The 18,540-nt window shown below is 71.9% G+C and carries 16 protein-coding genes and 1 rRNA gene; 8 read left to right on the top strand and 9 right to left on the bottom strand.

All coding sequences use genetic code 11. From position 1 onward, the window contains the following. Window positions 1–34 precede the first annotated feature (34 nt). From ACZYRU_RS11420 to ACZYRU_RS11410, 3 genes are read right to left on the bottom strand one after another with little or no spacing between them, the layout of a single operon-like run. Window positions 35–535, bottom strand: a complete 501-nt coding sequence (locus ACZYRU_RS11420) for a peroxiredoxin (RefSeq protein WP_488957216.1) — start codon at window positions 533–535, stop codon at window positions 35–37. Continuing rightward, entirely contained in the window at window positions 532–2,184 is a 1,653-nt protein-coding gene (locus ACZYRU_RS11415) for an AMP-binding protein (protein WP_488957215.1), read from the bottom strand. Before ACZYRU_RS11415 ends, ACZYRU_RS11420 begins: the two co-directional genes overlap by 4 nt. Window positions 2,185–2,206: 22 nt before the next feature. Beyond that, window positions 2,207–2,644 carry a DUF3052 domain-containing protein gene (locus ACZYRU_RS11410; protein WP_488957214.1) on the bottom strand — a complete coding sequence of 146 codons (438 nt, stop codon included), beginning with the start codon at window positions 2,642–2,644 and terminating at the stop codon, window positions 2,207–2,209. 171 nt (window positions 2,645–2,815) lie between these two features. On the opposite strand from ACZYRU_RS11410, the gene aceE reads away from it, so the two are divergent. After that, window positions 2,816–5,629 carry a pyruvate dehydrogenase (acetyl-transferring), homodimeric type gene (gene aceE, locus ACZYRU_RS11405; RefSeq protein WP_488957213.1) on the top strand — a complete coding sequence of 938 codons (2,814 nt, stop codon included), beginning with the start codon at window positions 2,816–2,818 and terminating at the stop codon, window positions 5,627–5,629. 121 nt (window positions 5,630–5,750) lie between these two features. Here the strand turns inward: aceE and ACZYRU_RS11400 are convergent, their stop codons facing one another. Then, on the bottom strand, window positions 5,751–7,754 hold the full coding sequence (locus ACZYRU_RS11400) for an SGNH/GDSL hydrolase family protein (RefSeq protein ID WP_488957212.1): 2,004 nt from the start codon (window positions 7,752–7,754) through the stop codon (window positions 5,751–5,753). Between the two features lie 69 nt (window positions 7,755–7,823). Next, window positions 7,824–8,822, bottom strand: coding sequence for an alpha/beta fold hydrolase (locus ACZYRU_RS11395; protein WP_488957211.1), 999 nt, complete (start codon window positions 8,820–8,822; stop codon window positions 7,824–7,826). 148 nt (window positions 8,823–8,970) lie between these two features. On the opposite strand from ACZYRU_RS11395, the gene ACZYRU_RS11390 reads away from it, so the two are divergent. The 6 genes from ACZYRU_RS11390 (at window position 8,971) to ACZYRU_RS11365 (ending at window position 14,810) form a co-directional block, all read left to right on the top strand. Next, window positions 8,971–10,152 carry a PucR family transcriptional regulator gene (locus tag ACZYRU_RS11390; protein WP_488957210.1) on the top strand — a complete coding sequence of 394 codons (1,182 nt, stop codon included), beginning with the start codon at window positions 8,971–8,973 and terminating at the stop codon, window positions 10,150–10,152. Window positions 10,153–10,223: 71 nt separating this feature from the next. Then, window positions 10,224–11,180: an endonuclease/exonuclease/phosphatase family protein gene (locus ACZYRU_RS11385; protein WP_488957209.1), complete on the top strand. Its 957-nt coding sequence runs from the start codon at window positions 10,224–10,226 to the stop codon at window positions 11,178–11,180. Between the two features lie 92 nt (window positions 11,181–11,272). Further along, window positions 11,273–12,214, top strand: a complete 942-nt coding sequence (locus ACZYRU_RS11380; protein ID WP_488957208.1) for an ACP S-malonyltransferase — start codon at window positions 11,273–11,275, stop codon at window positions 12,212–12,214. Next, window positions 12,211–13,209, top strand: a complete 999-nt coding sequence (locus tag ACZYRU_RS11375) for a beta-ketoacyl-ACP synthase III (RefSeq protein WP_488957207.1) — start codon at window positions 12,211–12,213, stop codon at window positions 13,207–13,209. The genes ACZYRU_RS11380 and ACZYRU_RS11375 overlap by 4 nt, the downstream gene beginning before the upstream one ends. Before the next feature lie 71 nt (window positions 13,210–13,280). After that, on the top strand, window positions 13,281–13,526 hold the full coding sequence (locus ACZYRU_RS11370) for an acyl carrier protein (protein WP_141799363.1): 246 nt from the start codon (window positions 13,281–13,283) through the stop codon (window positions 13,524–13,526). A gap of 33 nt (window positions 13,527–13,559) precedes the next feature. Beyond that, window positions 13,560–14,810, top strand: coding sequence for a beta-ketoacyl-[acyl-carrier-protein] synthase family protein (locus tag ACZYRU_RS11365; RefSeq protein ID WP_488957206.1), 1,251 nt, complete (start codon window positions 13,560–13,562; stop codon window positions 14,808–14,810). Window positions 14,811–14,989: 179 nt separating this feature from the next. Here ACZYRU_RS11365 and ACZYRU_RS11360 read toward each other — a convergent pair whose 3' ends face one another. Beyond that, window positions 14,990–15,499, bottom strand: a complete 510-nt coding sequence (locus ACZYRU_RS11360; protein WP_488957205.1) for a DUF3145 domain-containing protein — start codon at window positions 15,497–15,499, stop codon at window positions 14,990–14,992. A 192-nt stretch (window positions 15,500–15,691) separates the two neighbouring features. Then, entirely contained in the window at window positions 15,692–16,612 is a 921-nt protein-coding gene (locus tag ACZYRU_RS11355; protein ID WP_488957204.1) for an alpha/beta fold hydrolase, read from the bottom strand. 56 nt (window positions 16,613–16,668) lie between these two features. Here ACZYRU_RS11355 and ACZYRU_RS11350 point away from each other — a divergent pair, with 56 nt between their 5' ends. Next, complete coding sequence (locus ACZYRU_RS11350; protein ID WP_488957203.1) at window positions 16,669–17,277, top strand: hypothetical protein; 609 nt, start codon at window positions 16,669–16,671, stop codon at window positions 17,275–17,277. Here the strand turns inward: ACZYRU_RS11350 and ACZYRU_RS11345 are convergent, their stop codons facing one another. Then, window positions 17,278–18,324 carry a tetratricopeptide repeat protein gene (locus ACZYRU_RS11345; RefSeq protein ID WP_488957202.1) on the bottom strand — a complete coding sequence of 349 codons (1,047 nt, stop codon included), beginning with the start codon at window positions 18,322–18,324 and terminating at the stop codon, window positions 17,278–17,280. It lies immediately after the preceding gene. A gap of 96 nt (window positions 18,325–18,420) precedes the next feature. Continuing rightward, window positions 18,421–18,537: ribosomal RNA gene (gene rrf / locus ACZYRU_RS11340) — 5S ribosomal RNA — on the bottom strand. Window positions 18,538–18,540 lie beyond the last annotated feature (3 nt).

Below are 18,540 nucleotides of genomic sequence, written 5' to 3'. Positions count from 1 at the left end.
CTAGGCCAACGGGCCCAACTGCCTAGCGAGCGGTCTAGACGGCGGCCGCGCGCAGGGCCGCGAGCAGGTCGTCGGCGCTGCGGGCGGCGGGCTTCGGGTTGTGCACCGACCAGGCCAGGCGCCCCGCCTTGTCGATGACGTACGACGACCGCTCGGCGCTCCCGCCCCGCTCGTCGAACACGCCGTAGGCCCGCGAGACCTCGCCGTGCGGCCAGAAGTCGCTGAGCAGGCCGAAGTTGAGGCCGTCGGCGTCGCTGAACGCGCGCAGTGCGTAGACCGGGTCGCAGGAGATCGCGAGCACCTCGGTGTCGAAGGTCAGGAACTCGTCGAGCCGGGTGCGGATGCCGTGCATCTCGCCGCTGCACACACCGCTGAACGCGAACGGGTAGAAGACGAGTGCGACCGCCTTCACCCCGCGGTACGACGACAGCGTGATGTCCTGGCCGAACTGGTCGCGCAGCGTGAAGTCGGGAGCGAGTCCCCCGACCTCGATGCCGGTCGCGGCGCTGGGCGGTCCGGCCACGTCGGGCCTCACGGGGTGGAGTCCGTCGGCTCGATCGCCGCGAGCTCGCGCTTGAGGACCTTGCCGGTCGCGTTGCGGGGCAGCTCGTCGAGGAAGACGATCTCGCGCGGCACCTTGAACCGGGCCAGGTTCTCCTTGACCAGGTCCTTGAGCTCGTCGGCGCTGACCGGCTCGGCCTCGGGGACGCGGACCACGAAGGCGCGCAGCCGCTTGCCGAAGTCGGGGTCGTCCACGCCGATCGCGGCCACCTCGGCCACCCGGTCGTGGCCCGCGAGACAGTCCTCGACCTCCTTGGGGAAGACGTTCTCGCCGCCGGAGACGATCATCTCGTCGTCGCGACCCTCGACGTACAGCCGGCCCTCGCGGTCGAAGCGGCCGACGTCACCCGAGGACATCAGGCCGCCGATCATCTCCTTGCCACCACCGCCGGTGTAGCCCTCGATCTGCAGGCTGTTGCCGACGAAGATCCGGCCGGACTCCCCCACGGGCAGCTCGCGGCCGTCGGCGTCGAGGATGCGTACGACGGTCTGGTGCGGCAGCCGGCCGGCACAGCCGGGCGCCTGGCGCAGGTCCTGCGGGGAGGCGATCGAGGCCCAGGCCACCTCGGTGGAGCCGTAGATGGAGTAGAGGTTGTCGCCGAAGCGGTCCATCCACTGCGTCGGCAGGTCACCGGGCAGCGCGGAGCCGGAGGAGGCGACCGCCTTGAGGTGCGGCAGCGGGTACCGGTCCAGCGTCGCGGACGGCAGCGCGAGGATCCGCTGCAGCATCACCGGGATGACCGCGAACGAGTCGCACTCCTCCTCGTGCAGCAGACGAAGGGCGTCCTCGGGGTCGAACTTGCGGGTGAGCACGAGCGTGGTGCCGAGCATCATCGCGAGCTGGTAGTGGGCGAAGCCCCAGGTGTGGAACAGCGGCGCGGCCACGTGGCACTTCCAGCCGCTCTTGAGCGGCATCCGTGACAGCAGCGAGATCGCCGCCGGCAGGCCGCCCTGGGGACGGGGCGCGCCCTTCGGCGTACCGGTCGTGCCCGAGGTCAGGATGATGGTGCGGCCCTTGCTGGCCGGCGGCGCGAGGTCCGCGGTGCGACCGGCGGCAAGCCCCGCGGTGATGAGCCCCTCCAGGCTGTCCGCGCCAGGGTCGCCGTCGGTCCAGCCGAGCACGCGGTCGGCGATGTCGGCCCCGGAGAGCAGGCCGGCGAACTCCTCGTCGTGCACGACCACGCGCGGCTTCTCCCGCGCGATCACGTCGGACAGCTGGGGGCCGGCGAAGGCGGTGTTGAGGTAGAGGACGTCGGCGCCGAGCTTGCTGATCGCGACGGAGGCCTCGATGAAGCCGCGGTGGTTGCGGCACATGACGGCCACGCCGTCGCCGGGCTTCACGCCCCGGGCGCGCAACCCGTGGGCCAGCGCGTTGGTGCGCTCCTGCAGCTCGCCGAACGTGAGCGAGCCGCGCTCGTCGATGATCGCGACCTGCTGGGGCATCCGCAGCGCGATGGTCTTGAACCCGCCGGCGGGCGTGGTGCTCCACTGGCGCAGGGCATTGGCCATGCCGGCGATCACGAGCGGCGAGTAGGGGCGCACGATCCCCGACTCGGTCAGGATCTTGAGGCTGGTTCCGGTGTCCTTGACCCGGCCGGTGACCAGGTGCGCGATCTTCCCCATGCCCCTATTCAAGCCCACCGGCTCAGGAGACGGACTTCGGTGCCACCAGTCGGGTCGCGGCCCAGTCCTTGCTGACCGCTGCGGCGGTCGTCTGCGACAGGCCAGCGATGGGGGCGGCCTCTGCGATGTCGGCAGCGTCGACCGCGCCCGGGCGCCCGATCTTGGGCGTCAGCAGCCAGATCACGCCGCCCCCGACGAGGTCGGTGAGGGCGTCGACCAGGCCGTCGACGAGGTCGCCGTCGTCGTTGCGCCACCAGAGCAGGACGGCGTCGACGACGTTGCCGTAGTCACCGTCGACCATGTCACCGTCGATGGCGTCCTCGATCGCGACGCGAAGCTGGTCGTCGGTGTCGTTGTCCCAGCCGAGCTCCTGGACCACCACCCCCTGCGTGAGGCCCATCCTCTCGGCGGGTCCGGTCGGGCCGGATGAGCTGGTGCCGCCGGTGGCGGTCGAAGTCACGGTGAGTCCTCCAGTGGTTCGGGTACGACGAACGTCCCGCGGAGTGCGGGTTCGGGGAGTAGTCCAGCGGAGTCAGGGGCCGCGGCGCAACCCTCACGCCCGTAGAACGTCCTCCGGGGAGTACTCACGGGTAGATTTTCTGCCCTCGGGAGAGGTGCAACGATGGGCGACGTGACCTCCGACACGAACACCGACGGCACCACCCCGGCCGTGCGCGCGGCGTCGACTCCCTCGGTCATCCACGAGGGCCTGCCGACCCAGCTCCCCGACATCGACCCCGACGAGACCCAGGACTGGATCGACTCGTTCAACGCGCTCGTCGACGAGCGCGGCCGGGAGCGGGCCCGCTACGTGATGCTGCGCCTGCTGGAGCGCGCCCGTGAGGCCCAGGTCGGCGTACCGGCCCTGCGCAGCACCGACTACATCAACACCATCCCGCCGGAGCGGGAGCCGTGGTTCCCCGGCGACGAGGACGCCGAGCGCCGGATCCGCGCGTTCATCCGCTGGAACGCCGCCGTCATGGTGTCGAGCGCCAACCGCAAGGGCCTCGAGGTCGGCGGCCACATCGCGACCTACCAGTCGAGCGCCAGCCTCTACGAGGTCGGCTTCAACCACTTCTTCCGCGGCAAGGAGCACCCGGGCGGCGGCGACCAGGTCTTCATCCAGGGCCACGCCTCCCCCGGCATCTACGCCCGGGCGTTCCTCGAGGGCCGCCTGAGCGAGGAGCAGCTGTTCCGGTTCCGCCAGGAGGTCCAGCATGGCAGGGGCGCCGGGCTGTCGTCGTACCCCCACCCCCGCCTGATGCCGGACTTCTGGGAGTTCCCGACGGTCTCGATGGGCCTGACCGGGATCAACTCGATCTACCAGGCGCGGTTCAACCGCTACCTGCACAACCGCGGCGTCAAGGACACCAGCCAGCAGCACGTCTGGGCGTTCCTCGGCGACGGCGAGATGGCCGAGCCGGAGTCGCTCGGCGCCATCCGGATCGCCGCCCGCGAGGAGCTCGACAACCTCACCTGGGTCATCAACTGCAACCTGCAGCAGCTCGACGGCCCGGTCACCGGCAACGGCAAGATCATCCAGGAGCTCGAGGCCAATTTCCGCGGCGCCGGCTGGAACGTCATCAAGGTCGTCTGGGGCCGCGAGTGGGACGCCCTGCTCGCCCGCGACGTCGACGGCGTGCTGGTCAACAAGATGAACTCCACCCCCGACGGCGCCTTCCAGACCTTCTCGGTCGAGTCCGGCGCCTACAACCGTGAGCACTTCTTCGGCCCCGACCCGCGGCTGCGCGCCATGGTCGAGCACATGAGCGACCGGCAGATCGAGAAGCTGCCGCGCGGCGGCCACGACTACCGCAAGGTGTACGCCGCGTTCGACTCGGCAACGAAGCACGTCGGCCAGCCGACGGTGATCCTGGCCCACACGGTCAAGGGCTGGACGATCGACGCCCTCGAGGGCAAGAACGCCACCCACCAGATGAAGAAGCTGACCCAGGACGACCTCAAGAAGTTCCGCGACCGGCTCTACCTGCCGATCAGCGACCGGGACCTCGAGACGGCGTACGAGGCCACCGGCACGGCGCCCTTCTTCCACCCGGGCGCGGACTCCCCCGAGATCGAGTACATGCTCGAGCGCCGCCGCCAACTCGGTGGCTCGCTCCCCCAGCGCGTCGACCGCTCGACGATGCTGACCCTGCCCGGCGACAGCGTGTACGCCGAGCTCAAGAAGGGCGCCGGCACCCACAAGGTCGCCACCACCATGGCCGCGGTCCGACTGCTCAAGGACTGGATGAAGGACCCGGGCATCGGCCAGCGGATCGTCCCGATCGCGCCCGACGAGTACCGCACCTTCGGCATGGACGCGATGTTCCCCTCGGCCAAGGTCTACGACCCGCACGGCCAGCAGTTCGAGTCCGTCGACCGCAACATGCTGCTGCAGTACAAGATGTCGACGAGCGGCCAGATGCTCCACGAGGGCATCTCCGAGGCCGGCGCGATGGCCTCCGCCATCGCCGCCGGGTCGTCGTACACCACCCACGGCGAGCCGATGATCCCGTTCTACATCTTCTACTCGATGTTCGGCTTCCAGCGCACCGGCGACTCGATCTGGGCGATGGCCGACCAGCTCGCGCGCGGCTTCCTGGTCGGCGCCACCGCCGGCCGCACGACGCTGACCGGCGAGGGCCTGCAGCACGCCGACGGCCACTCCCCGCTCATCGCGGCCACCAACCCCGCGGTCGTGCACTACGACCCGGCGTTCGGCTACGAGGTCGGCCACATCATGCGCGCCGGCCTGGAGCGGATGTACGGCGCCAGCGAGGCCCACCCGCGCGGCGAGGACGTCATCTACTACCTCACCGTCTACAACGAGCCGGTCGCCCAGCCCGCCGAGCCCGAGGGCCTCGACGTCGCCGGCCTGCTCAAGGGCATCCACAAGGTCGCCGACGCCGGGACCGCCGAGGGCCCGAAGGTGCGCCTGCTCGCCTCCGGTGTCGGCTTCCCGTGGATCGACGAGGCCCGGCAGATTCTCGCCGAGGAGTGGGGCGTCCAGGCCGAGACCTGGTCGGTCACCTCGTGGAACGAGCTGGCCCGCGACGGCATCGCGACCGGGAAGTGGAACCTCCTCCACCCGGACGAGGCCCACCGGACGCCGTACGTCACCGAGGCGCTGGGTGCGGGCCCGAACGCGGACGCTCCGGTCGTCGCGGTCTCCGACTACATGACCGCCGTCCCGCTGCAGATCGCGCAGTGGGTGCCGGCCGACTACCACGTGCTCGGCGCCGACGGCTTCGGCTTCGCCGACACCCGGCCGGCCGCGCGCCGGTTCTTCCAGGTCGACGCCCCCTCCGTCGTCGTGCAGGCGCTCGCCGCGCTCGCCGACGCCGGCGAGATCGACCCGGGCCGGGTCAAGGAGGCCGTCGAGCGCTACCGGATCGATGACCCGACCGCCGTCGCCGGCGTCCTCCAGGAGGGCGGCGACGCCTGAGGGCCCCGACGTCGAGCTTGCGAGACGTCGGATCAGGCACGAAGGTTGAGTAGCCACGTTGCCGCGAGCTTGCGAGCGGCAACGTCTGGCGTATCGAAACCCAGTCGGTATCGGGCCACCGTCAGGTCGCGGCCCGCCGCCGGAACCGCTGGGCGCTCGTGCCGACCGCGAGCACCCACGCCCCTCCGGCGGCCAGGGCCGCCAGCAGGAGCGGGAGGACCGTGCCCGGCCCGAGCCGGCCGAGCGCCCAGGCGTCGGCCTCCGGGCCGCACTTCCCGCCCTTCTCGAAGCACAGCATCGTCATCGAGCGGGTCGGCACCGGCAGGTCCGTCGGTGGCGGTGGTACGCCGTCCGCCTCCCGCTGGGCCGCGGGCGGCAGCAGGGCCGGGAGCCCCACGATCTCGGTCCCGGTGTCGTCCACCCGGTACTGCGAGGAGAGCCAGCCGGTGAACGCCGCCGCCAGGGGGGCGTGCCCGCGCTCGTTGGGGTGCAGGCTGCTGTGGATCCAGTTGCCGGGGTTGAACCGGTCCAACGCGGCCCCTCCAACGCCGCGCAGGTCCAGGAAGTTCAGGCCCGGCGTACCGGACGGGTCGCAGAGCGCGAGGTGCGAGTCGGTGAGCGCGGACCGCATCGGCGCGACGTAGTAGACGCCCGTCTCCTTCGCGACCTTCTCGATCGTGTCGTCGAGCCGGTCGGTGAAGCTGCGCACGAACCGGATGTCGCCCGCCTCGAGCGGCGCCCGGACGCAGCCGTCCTCGGTGGCGAACGCGTCGGGGTACGGCATCACCGCGATCGGTGAGCCGGGGAAGGTCGCCGCGATCGCCAGGTAGGTCGCCCGGAGCGCCTCCTCGACAGCCGGCAGGTTGTCGAGGAAGTACCTCGACACGTCGGCGTCGTCGCAGCTGCCCATCGACAGGCAGGACGACCCGACCTGGCGGAAGCCGGAGTCGTTGCCGCCGATGCTGAGCAGCACCAGCTCCGGCTCGAGGCCGGGATCGGCCGCCTTCACCTCGGCGAGGGCGTGGCCGACCTGGATGCCCTCGCCGGCGTACTGCTGGTCGACGCCGGCGCGCCCCACCACGTTGCGGGCCCGCGCACCCGAGCACGCCCGGAACACCAGCCGGTGGGCGTCCAGCGCCTGCGCGACCAGCACCGGCCACGCCGTGGCCGCCCGGCGGCACTGGTTGCCGCCCGCGACATTGGTCCGGTCGAGGTAGCGCGCGGCGCCCTCCCCCGAGCTGTAGGAGTCGCCGAGCGAGACCACGACCGGCTCCGCCACGCCGGCCTTCGCCGGCGAGGCCTTCGCGGACAGCACGACCGGCTTCACGTCCTGCGAGGCCGGCGTGAGGCCCATCAGCGCCAGGATCGCCAGCACGACGGCGATGTCGGCCAGGCTGCCGACCGCGAACGCCCAGGTGAGCACGACGACGACCACGACGAGGATCAGCAGGTAGCGCGTCTGCTCGAGGAAGACCACGCCCACCACCAGGCTGAGCCCGGTCGCGCAGGCACCGCCGATGATCCACAGCTGCCGTTCCCGGTCACCGTCGGGCTGGGACTGCGCGATGATCCGGCGCTCGGACAGCACGTGCACCAGCGCTGGGACCGGGACGACGGCCAGCACGAGCACCGCGCCCGCCAGCATCGTCGGGGCGCGACCAAGCAGCCACAGCGCCACGTAGGCGACCAGGAGCAGGCCGGCGAGGGACTGCCAGCGGAAGAGTCGTGGTGCGACCGGATCGCCCTGGATCACCCGCCAGCGCAGCTTCCGGATCGCCAGTCCGGCGGCGATGTACCCGGTGATCAGCGCACCGAGGACGAACGTCGACAACGATCTCTCGAGGAAGACCCCGATCAGGATCGTGACGACGACCGGGACGGCGAGCGCCAGGACGAGCAGTGGCCAGCTGCGGTAGTCCTCCTGGCCCTCGACCCAGTTGGCGTCGAGCCCGCGCACCCACAGGGTCGCGGTGATCAGGAAGGCCGCGAACGCGGCGTACATGACGGCTTGGGTCTGCCCCTGCCGCGCGACGACGAACAGCCCCATGACAGCGAGCACGAACGCCAGCAGGCGCACCGCGTCGGGGTGGCGGAGCGTCCGTGGCTGCACCGGTCCTGCGGCCATACCGCCATTGAGGCGCGTGGAAGCACTCCGTGGCAATGGCCCGGACGGGCTACCTCCCCGGCCCCGATGTCAGGCGGAGGTGACCGCCTCGTCGCGCGCCTCGGCTGCGGCGACCGCGGCCAGCGGACCGAGCGGCGCGGTCGCACCCGCCGTGAGCATCCGGCGGAACCGGGCCCGGTTGTACGACGCCGGCTCGGTCGTGGAGATGAAGTCGTGGAGCAGCCGCACGAACTCGTCGGGGTGGTCCTTGTGCGGGAAGTGCCCGGCGTCCGCCAGCACGTCGACGCGTACGTCGGGCGCCAGCGCCCGCGCGTTCTCGGCGTGCGTGGCGGGGATGACCTGGTCCTCGACGCCCCACAGCACGGCCATCGGCATGGCCTCGCTGAGGTAGGCACGGTCGGACATGGTCACGATCTGGCCGCGCCAGTCGATGACCGCCCGGACCAGGTGGCGGATCGCGAAGCGGGTGCGCCGGTCCTTCCACGACTCGACGATGTCGGCGACCTCGTCGAGGTCACGGGTGTACTTGCGCAGCGGTCCGAACATGAGCCGCCCGGACGCCGTACGCAGGGCGAAGGTCTCGACCTGCCGGATGCCCGGCAGCGTCAGCAGGCCGACGGCGCGGAACCAGCCGGGCACCTGGATCAGCCGGATCATCGGCGACACCTCGGGCCCGAGGCCGCCGGTGGACACCAGCATCACCCGCTGGGTGCGCTCGGGGAACTGGTAGGCGAACTGCATCGCGACGCCGCCTCCGAAGCTGTGGCCGACGACGGTGACCTTGTCGATGCCCAGGACGGTGAGCAGGTCACGCATCCCGTTGGCATACCCACCGAGCGTGTAGTCGGCCCGCGGCTTGTCCGACAGGCCGTGCCCGAGCAGGTCGGGAGCGATCACGGTGTACCGCTCGGCGAGGTCGTCGATCACGTGCGCCCACGTCGTGTGGTCGCAGGCCAGGCCGTGCAGCAGCAGGAGAGCCGGGCCGAAGCCCTTCTTGACGTACGCGCGGCGCTTGCCGTGCAGCGTGACGTACTGGACCTCGTGCTGGACGTCGTTCCCCACCGACATCGCGGCGCCCCCTCCACGCTCGGCTAGCAAATGCTCACTCCTGCTAGCAATGGTGGACGATTCAACCACGCAGGTCGGGAGTGCGACACCCCGACTCCGCATCCCGGGCGGGGGCTTGACGCGGGGCGTCGCCCCCTAGGCTTTGACCATGTCCCCCACCGGTTCGGCACAGCGGGCCGAGGCCACCCGGCAGCTGCGTGCCGCGACCGGCTCCCTGAGCACCGCGGCGACCGCCCGGATGGACACCGACCTGCCCTGGTTCCGCGACTTGAGCGCCGAGGAGCGCTCCTACGTCGCGATGATCGTCCAGGCCGGTGTGAAGGGCTTCGTCGACTGGTTCGCCGACGCCGGTGCCTCCGACCCGCAGGACCACGCGCTGGTCGGCCAGGTCTTCGGTGCCGCACCCCGGGCGATGGCCGGCACGGTCGACCTGCACCAGACCGTCGACCTGATCAAGCTCACCATCGACGAGGTCGAGGCCAACATCGAGCGCCTCCTCGCCCCCGAGGTGCTGCCCGACGTGCACGCCGCCGTGCTGCGCTACGGCCGCGAGGTCGCCTTCGCGACCGCCGAGGTCTACGCCCGCGCCGCCGAGGTCCGTGGCCGCTGGGACGCCCGCCTCGAGGCGCTCGCCGTCGACGCCGTGCTGCGCGCCGAGACCGACGAGTCGGTCCTGTCCCGCGCCAGCGCCGTCGGCTGGTCCTCCCGCGGCGAGGTCGCCGTCGTCGTCGGCACCGCCCCGCCCGAGGCCGCCGCCGGCCAGACCGGCGTCTTCGACGACGTACGACGCGCCGCCCGTGAGGGTGGCCTCGACGCCCTCAGCGCCGTGCAGGGCCACCTGCTCGTGGTGATCCTGGGCGGCGTCGACCAGCTCGAGAAGGACGCGAGCGCCGTGGTCCACCTCTTCGGCGAGGGCGCCGTCGTCGTGGGCCCCACCGCCACGGACCTGGCCCACGCCCACGTGTCCGCCCGGGTCGCCCTCGACGCACTGCGCGCCGCCGTCGGCTGGCCCGACGCGCCGCGCCCCGTCTCCGCCCACGACCTGCTCCCCGAGCGGATCCTCGCCGGTGACGACCTGGCCCGCTGGGAGGCGATCGACGACCTCTACCGTCCGCTCGCGGAGTCGCGCGGCGAGCTGGTGGAGACCCTGGTCGCCTACTTCGCCAACGGCGCCGGCATCGAGGCCACCGCCCGCACGCTGTTCGTGCACGCCAACACCGTGCGCTACCGGCTCGGCCAGATCGCCGACCTCACCGGCCTCACCCCCTCGGTCCCCCGCGACGCGCTCACCCTGCAGCTGGCGCTCGTGCTGGGCCGGCAGTCCGCCTGACGTATCACCACGACACCCTCGACGCTCCTCCTCCCAGGGGCACCCGCCCTCGTCGACCGAGAGGGACAGCCATGCGGATCGGTACCTGGAACCTCGAGAACCTCTTCCGGCCCACCGTGACCGACGCGGCGCCGACCACCCACGGCGCCTACGAGGCCAAGCTCGCCGCGCTGGCGGCCACGATCACCGCCCTCGATCCCGACGTGCTCGCCGTCCAGGAGGTCGGCGACCCCGACGCCCTCCAGGACCTCCTCGACCTGCTCGACGGCTCCTGGTCCGCCGAGGTCGCGAGCCCTGACGGACGCGGGATCCGGGTCGGCTGCATCTCCCGGCTCCCGCTCAGCGTGGTCGCGCAGGTCACCTCGTTCCCGGCCGGCCTGCAGCCGGTGCAGGTCGGCGACCACGGCGAGACCATGGACGCCATGGGCCGCCCCGCGCTGCACGTACGGATCGGCGACGGCGCCGATGCCGTCGACCTGGTCTCGACCCACCTCAAGTCCAAGCTGCTGACCTATCCCGGCGGCCGGTTCGGTCCGCACGACGAGGGCGAGCGTGCCCGGTACGCCGTCTACGCGCTGCACCGCCGCGCGGCGGAGGCGGCCGCCGTACGGGATGCGGTGACGCACCTCCTCGCCGACGCCGAGGACGGGCCCGGACGCCGCCTGCTGGTGGCCGGCGACCTCAACGACGAGCCCGAGGCCGCCACCACCCAGATCCTCCTCGGCCCCGGCGGATCCGAGATCGGCACCGCCGGCTTCGGCCGCCCCGACGCAGGTGACGGGGCACGGCTGTGGAACCTCGCGCCGCTCATCCCCGAGGACGAGCGGTTCAGCCGGATCTACCGCGGACGCCACGAGCTGATCGACCACCTCCTGGTCAGCCACGCCCTGGTCGGCACCGTCCGGTCGGTCACGACCGGCGGTCCGGCGGCCGTCGCGGCCACCCCGTCGGTCACCGACGACCCCGACCAGCGACGCAACGCGCCGGGCTCCGACCACCGGCCCGTGGTCGCCACCCTCGGCCCCTGAACCCTTCCTTGTAGGACTCCCACAAGGACGCGGCGCCAAGTTCGTGGACGGTGCAGGCGCGGTCGTGCGCCCCCGGACGGCAGTCTGGATCCGTGCTCGTGATCGTGGCCCCCGGACAAGGCGCACAGACGCCAGGATTCCTCTCGCCCTGGCTGGAGGACGCCGCCGTCGCGGCGTACGTCGACTGGCTGTCCGCCGTCGCCGGGCTCGACCTGGCCCACTACGGCACCGAGGCCGACGAGGACACGATCCGCGACACCAAGATCGCCCAGCCGCTGCTGGTCGCCGCCGGCCTCGTCGCCGCCCGGCAGCTCGGCGCCACCCCGGGCGCCGTGACCGGCCACAGCGTCGGAGAGATCACGGCCGCCGTCGGCGCGGGCGTCCTCACCGCCGAGCAGGCCATGGTCCTGGTCCGCGAGCGCGGCAACGCGATGGCCGACGCCGCCGCCGTCACCCCGACCGGCATGACCGCCGTCCTCGGCGGCGACCGCGACGAGGTGCTCGCCGCGATCGCCGCGCAGGGCCTGACCGCCGCCAACGACAACGGCCCCGGCCAGATCGTCGCCGCCGGTACGACGGAGCAGCTGGCCGCGTTCGCCGAGAACGGCCCGAAGGGCGGCCGCCTGCGCCCCCTCTCGGTCGCCGGCGCGTTCCACTCCCTCCACATGGCCCCGGCCGTCGACCACGTCGCGGGCCTGGCCCGTGCGGTCGCCGCCGCCGACGCCCACACGCACTTCATCACCAACTCCGACGGCACCACGCTCACCGAGGGCCGCGAGGTGCTGGACCGGATCGTCGGCCAGATCGCCCGCCCGGTTCGCTGGGACCTGTGCCTGGCCCGGATGACCGACCTCGGCGTCACCGGCATCCTCGAGCTGCCGCCGGCCGGCACCCTCACCGGGATCGCCAAGCGCTACTTCCGCGGCGGTGAGCAGGAGGTCGAGACGTTCGCGCTCACCGGACCCGAGCAGCTCGACGAGGCCCGCGCGTTCTGCGAACGCCACGCCCTCCAGTCCGAGGTCGTGCCGGCATGACGACCCTGCGGACCGAGACCGGACCGTCGTACGCCGCCGTCCTCGGCGTCGGCGCCTACCGCCCGTCGCGCCTGGTCCCCAACTCCGAGGTCGTCGACGCGATCGACTCCAGCGACGAGTGGATCCAGCAGCGCTCGGGCATCAAGACCCGCCGCTTCGCCACCGACGACGAGACCATCGTGTCGATGAGCGTCGCGGCAGCCCAGCAGGCCCTCGATGCTGCCGGGGTCGACGCGCGCCAGGTCGACTGCGTCATCGTCGCGACCGTCAGCCACCTGCTGCAGACCCCGTCGGCCGCGACCATGATCGCCCACGAGCTCGGCACCGAGCAGGCGGCGGCCTTCGACATCTCGGCTGCGTGCGCCGGCTTCTGCCACGGCGTCGCGCTGGCCAACGACATGGTCCGTGGCGGCAGCGCCGGCTACGCGCTCGTCATCGGCGTCGAGCGGCTCTCCGACATCACCGACCCGACCGACCGCGGCACGGCGTTCATCTTCGCCGACGGCGCAGGCGCGGTGCTCGTGGGCCCATCCGAGACCCCGGGCATCGGCCCGGTCGTGTGGGGCTCCGACGGCGAGCACTACGACCACATCCGCACCGCCGACTGGCGCGACGTGCTCGCGTCCGACACGCCGACGATGCCGTGCCTGACCATGAAGGGCAACGAGGTCTTCCGCTGGGCGTCGTTCACGATGGCCAAGACGGCCCAGCAGGCGCTCGACCGCGCCGGCATCACGGTCGACGAGCTCGACGTCTTCGTGCCCCACCAGGCCAACAACCGGATCACCGACGCGATGGCCCGCTCGCTGCGGCTGCCCGAGTCGGTCAAGATCGCCCGCGACATCATCGACGCCGGCAACACGTCGGCCGCCTCGGTCCCGATGGCCCTGCGCCGGATGATCGACGACGGCGACGCGAAGAGTGGCGACACCGCCCTCCTCATCGCCTTCGGCGCCGGCCTGGCGTACGCCGCCCAGGTCGTCGTCGTTCCCTGACGGGTCGCCCCGCGACCCGCCCACGAATTGCACCACCCCGCACCACCCACCAACCACGGGAGAAGAAGAAAATGAGCACCGAAGAGATCCGCGCCGCCCTCGCCGAGATCGTCAACGAGGTCGCCGGTATCCCGGCCGACAGCGTGCAGCTGGACAAGTCGTTCAGCGACGACCTGGACGTCGACTCGCTCTCCATGGTCGAGGTCGTCGTCGAGGCCGAGGAGAAGTTCGGCGTCACCATCCCCGACGACGAGGTCAAGAACCTCAAGACCGTCGGCGACGCCGTGGCCTACATCGAGCGCAACCGCGCCGCCTGATCCCCACCTGACTCACCAAGGAGACCGACAGCCATGTCCCGCACTCGTGTCGTCGTGACCGGCCTGGGCACCACCAGCCCGCTCGGCGGCGACGTCGCCAGCACCTGGGAGGGCCTGCTCGCCGGTCGCTCGGGGGTTCGTCCCCTCGGCGCCATGGCTGACGGTCTCCCCGTGAAGATCGGCGCCCCGGCCGCCGTCGACCCGTCCGAGGTCCTCGACCGCGTCGTCGCCCGTCGGCTCGACCGCTCCTCGCAGCTCGCCCTCGTGGCGGCGCTCGAGGCGTGGGCCGACTCGGGCCTCGACGTCGTCAAGGAGGCCGGCGACCTCGACGGCGACCGGTTCGGCGTCGCCTTCGCCTCAGGCATCGGCGGTGTCCACACGCTGCTGTCCAACCACGAGATCCTGCTCGAGAAGGGCCCGCGCCGGGTCTCCCCGATCGCGGTCCCGATGCTGATGGCCAACGCCCCCGCCGCGACCATCAGCCTCAAGCTGGGCGCCCGCGGCCCGGTCAACACGCCGGTCTCGGCGTGCGCGTCGGGCAACGAGGCGGTCTCCCTGGCCGCCGACCAGATCCGGCTCGGCCGGGTCGACGTCGCGATCGCCGGCGGCACGGAGGCAGCCATCCACCCGCTGCCCATCGCCGCGTTCGCCAACATGATGGCCCTGTCGAAGAACGACGGCGACCCGACCAAGGTGTCGCGTCCCTTCGACGTGGCCCGCGACGGCTTCGTGCTCGGTGAGGGCGCCGGCGCCCTCGTCCTCGAGTCGCTCGAGCACGCCCAGGCCCGCGGCGCCCGGATCTACGCCGAGGTCCTCGGCACCGGCATCACCGCCGACGCCCACGACATCGCCCAGCCGGACCCGGCCGGTCGCGGTGGCGCCCGCGCCATCAAGGCCGCGGTCCAGGACGCCGGCGTGGCCCCCACCGACATCGCTCACGTCAACGCGCACGCGACCTCGACCCCGCAGGGTGACGTCGCCGAGTCGCTGATGCTGCACGCCATCCTCGGCTCGGCCGCCAACGACCTCGTCGTCTCGGCCACGAAGTCGATGACCGGCCACCTGCTCGGTGGCGCCGGCGCGCTCGAGGCCGTTGCCACCGTGCTCGCGATCCACCACCGGACCGCGCCGCCGACCATCAACCTCGACGAGCAGGACGAGCGCGTCGAGCTCGACGTCGCGACCAAGCCCCGGGACCTCCCGATCGGCGACATCGCGGCGATCAACAACTCGTTCGGCTTCGGCGGCGCCAACGTCGCCGTGGTCTTCGGCTCGCCGTCCTGACCCGACAGGTGACGGCTCCGGCCGCCCCCGCGTCTCGGCGTACCCCCCGTTCCAGGGCCGCTGGAACACCTCCCGTCCAGCGGCCCTGACCACCGAATGCTCCCGCAACGACAACGCCCCGGCTCGATCACTCGAGCCGGGGCGTTCGTCGTACGTCGTGGTGTCAGACCACCTGGGTCTCAGACCACCTGGTGCAGCCAGCGGACGGGCGCACCCTCACCGGCGTGCCGGAAGGTCTCGAGCTCGTCGTCCCAGGGCTTGCCGAGGAGCTTGTCGATCTCGTTCTCGAGGGTGACCTCGCCGAGCGCGGCGCGGACCACGGAGGCCTTGAGCCGGTCCTCGGGGATCATGATGTCGCCGTGCAGGCCCATCACGGCGTGGAAGACGCCGAGGTCGGGCGTGTAGGAGAACCGGGCCCCCTCGGTCGACGAGGTCGGCTCCTCGGTCACCTCGAAGCGCAGGTGGTTCCAGCCACGAAGGGCGGAGGCCATCTCGGCGGCGGCACCGACCTTGCCGGTCCAGGAGAACTCGGCCCGGTAGGTCCCCGACTGCGCCGGCTGCGGCGTCCAGTCCGGGTTGACGGGTACGCCGAGGACACCACCCACGGCCCACTCGATGTGCGGGCACAGCGCGGACGGCGCAGAGTGGACGTAGAACACGCCCCTTGTCGCACTCGTGCTTCCGGTCACCACGAACCCTCGCTTCCTCTACCTCCGGCGCGAGATACGCCTTCCCCAGCGGTCTCAACGGAGATGTCGGATGCGAACGTGTGCGGACACCGTTTGCGGAGTGACACCTGTGATGTTGTGTTCCCATTGTGGCCCATGGGATGGCGCGACACCAGCGCAACCGCCGCGTGTCTGGGTCACACCCTGCCGCAATCAGGCGCCGAGAGCGAGCAGCTCCTCCATCACCTGGACGGCGATGCCCAGGCCGCCCAGGTGGCTCTCGCCGTCGATGGTGGTCATCGTGGCGTCCGGCAGCCGGTCGACGCAGTGCTGGCCGTGCCGGAAGGGCACGATGTGGTCGTCGTCGCCGTGCCACCAGCGCACCGGCACCTTCACGTCCTCCAGCCGGAAGCCCCACTCCCGCGTGAACAGCAGCAGGTCGGCCAGCGGCGCCGAGGTCTGGAACCGGCTGCCGTTGAGGAGGTCGTCGAGGAACATCGCCTTGAACTCCGGACGACCGAGCAGGTTCTTGTCCCCCGGCGGCTGCACCGCGGCGTACAGGTCGAGTGCCGGGCCGGCGAGCGGCTTGACCGTCCGGATCGCGCCGGTGAGCGCGATCCCGAGCGGCACCCGGGTCGCGGCCAGCAGCGGCGCGGCGTGCACCGCGAGCTGGATGATGCCACCCTCGGCCGCGTCCTCGCCCCGGGTGGGCGCCACGCCACCGAGCACGCCGACGCCGGGCACCCGGTCGGGCAGCGCGGCTCCTGCGGCCAGCGCGTACGGTCCACCGCCCGAGAGGCCGATCACCCGCGCGCTGTCGATCGCCAGCGCGTCGAGCAGCAGGGTCAGGTCGGCCGTCCAGTCCAGGACGTTGTCGTAGAGGTGCGGCGTCGACGACCCGATCCCGGGGCGGTCGATCCCGATGATCCGCGCTCCCACCTCGTCGGCGTACGCCCGCGCGTCGACGGGGATCTGGCGCCGCGCTCCCGGGGTGCCGTGCATCCACACGATGGCCGGCCCCCGCCGCGAGCCGTACTCGGCGAAGCTGAGCCGCCGCCCGTCGCGCACGGCGACGCTGCCCTCCAGTGTCGGGCGCTTCGGCTGCTCAGGGATCCGGGGAGCGGGGAACGTCATGCGCAGGAGTGTGGCAGGTGCGCCCCGAGCGGGTTCGGGTGTCCTACGCTTCGGCCATGACCGACGGAGGAATCGCTCCCAGCCCCGCGCCGGCACCGGGGCGCCGCCGTGCGGAGCGTCCCACCCGCGGGAAGGACCGCGAGCTCGACACCTCCCGGGTCCCCCGCCCCAGCTTCCAGTCCCGCGGCTGGCGGATCGCGGCCCTGGCCCTCGCGCTCTTCCTCGCCCTGACCTGGCTGGTCTGGTACGCGATGACCCCGGAGAGGCTCGCCGTCTCGAAGAAGGTCGTCAACGCCAACGGCGTCGTCGGCACGCCCCTGTACGTCGGCATGTTCGCCGCTCCCGCCGACTTCGGGCGAACGCTGCGCATCTCCGGCGTCAAGGTGCACACCACGAGCGACGTGAAGCTGAAGGTGACGCCACTGCTGTGCCGCCGAGGCACGGTCGGCGTGACCACCCAGCCCGACCAGTTCTGCGCCGACCTCGTCGACCCCGAGGGCCAGCGCCTCGTCAGCGGCGACTCGATCGTCGTCCGCGTCGAGGCCGACGAGGCGGCGCTCGCCGTCATCGACCGGGTGAAGATCGCCTACCGCGAGGACATCAGGTGGGACACGCAGCCGGCCGGCAACCAGCAGGCCATCGTCACGATTGCCGGCCGCTCCTGATCAGCTGCGGTCGATCTTCTTCTCGAGCGACTCCGCACGCTCGGCGGCGTCGGTGATCTCGTCCGCGTCGATCGCGTTGGTCTTGTGGAACCAGGTCAGCGCGTCGTTGAGGCGACCGGCCTCCTCCAGGGTGTCGGCGTACGCGTAGCGCAACCGGACCACCCAGGACTCCCGCGTCTTCGTGTTCAGCGGCGAGACCTCGAGGGTGCGCAGTGCGGCGTCGAGCTGACCAAGGTCGCGGCGAGCGCCCGCCTCGACGAGCGTGATCTCCGCCTTGGCTGCCGGCACGAAGTTCACGACCGACGGGCTCTTGGCGAGCTCGAGGGCGCGGGTCGGGTTGCCGAGCGCACGGTGGCAGTCGGCCATGATCGGCAGGTACGCCGTCACGCCGTTCATCCGCTTCGCCGCACGCAGCTCGGACAGCGCCTCGGCGTAGTGGCCGGCCGCGTACGCCGCCTCACCCACAGCCTCGCGCACGGCAGCGATCCGCGGCGCGCGGGCCTTCGCGGCCAGGGTGTGCTGGTAGGCCGTCTCCGGCTCGTCGTCGACCAGCTGGCCGGCCGCCGCCAGGTGTCGCGCCACCCGAGCCGCCAACTTCTCCGGCAGGCCCTTGAGCTGCGCGCGGACCGAGGCGCTGAGCTCGGAACCGGTTACGTCCTCCGGCAGCGGCGGACCGTCGTAGACGGCCTGCTTCTCGGTGCGCTCGGCCGGGTCCAGCCGGGGCCGGCGCTCACCCTCGGTGCGCGGAGCGCCGCGGCGCTCCCCCGTCGGCTTCCCACCGCGCCCCGCGGGCTTGCGCTCATCGGACCAACGCCGGTCACCACTGGGCTTGCGGTCACCCGTGGGCTTGCGATCTCCGCTCGGCTTGCGGTCACCCGTGGGCTTCCGGTCACCCGTGGGCTTGCGATCTCCGCTGGGCTTCCGGTCGTAGGGCTTGCGGTCCTCACCGCTGCGGGAGCTCGCACCCTTGCGGGGAGCTCCACCCTGTCGAGGGCCACCCTTGCGGGGGGCACCCGTGCCGTCACCACGGCCACGCTGGTCTGCCACGTCAGTCTCCTGGGACTACTCGAGATCGCTATTGAGGAATTTAAGTCCAAAACAGAGCAGGGGCCACCCTACCGGGTGGCCCCTGCCTGAATGTTTGTCCGGCGGCGTCCTACTCTCCCACATCCTCTCGGTTGCAGTACCATCGGCGCTGGCAGGCTTAACTTCCGGGTTCGGGATGGGACCGGGTGTTTCCCTGCCGCTATGGCCGCCGTAACT

This window comes from Nocardioides sp. F233, assembly GCF_057813895.1.
The sequence above is the reverse complement of the archived record's forward strand: the minus strand, read 5'-3'. Positions and strand labels throughout refer to the sequence as shown.

Excerpts from the sequence above, each read along its gene's own strand:
- ACZYRU_RS11415 (WP_488957215.1), bottom strand. The coding sequence starts at position 2,184 with ATGGGGAAGATCGCGCACCTGGTCACCGGCCGGGTCAAGGACACCGGA.
- ACZYRU_RS11400 (WP_488957212.1), bottom strand. The coding sequence starts at position 7,754 with ATGGCCGCAGGACCGGTGCAGCCACGGACGCTCCGCCACCCCGACGCG.
- ACZYRU_RS11395 (WP_488957211.1), bottom strand. The coding sequence starts at position 8,822 with ATGTCGGTGGGGAACGACGTCCAGCACGAGGTCCAGTACGTCACGCTG.
- ACZYRU_RS11390 (WP_488957210.1), top strand. The coding sequence starts at position 8,971 with ATGTCCCCCACCGGTTCGGCACAGCGGGCCGAGGCCACCCGGCAGCTG.
- ACZYRU_RS11385 (WP_488957209.1), top strand. The coding sequence starts at position 10,224 with ATGCGGATCGGTACCTGGAACCTCGAGAACCTCTTCCGGCCCACCGTG.
- ACZYRU_RS11375 (WP_488957207.1), top strand. The coding sequence starts at position 12,211 with ATGACGACCCTGCGGACCGAGACCGGACCGTCGTACGCCGCCGTCCTC.
- ACZYRU_RS11370 (WP_141799363.1), top strand. The coding sequence starts at position 13,281 with ATGAGCACCGAAGAGATCCGCGCCGCCCTCGCCGAGATCGTCAACGAG.
- ACZYRU_RS11365 (WP_488957206.1), top strand. The coding sequence starts at position 13,560 with ATGTCCCGCACTCGTGTCGTCGTGACCGGCCTGGGCACCACCAGCCCG.
- ACZYRU_RS11355 (WP_488957204.1), bottom strand. The coding sequence starts at position 16,612 with ATGACGTTCCCCGCTCCCCGGATCCCTGAGCAGCCGAAGCGCCCGACA.
- ACZYRU_RS11350 (WP_488957203.1), top strand. The coding sequence starts at position 16,669 with ATGACCGACGGAGGAATCGCTCCCAGCCCCGCGCCGGCACCGGGGCGC.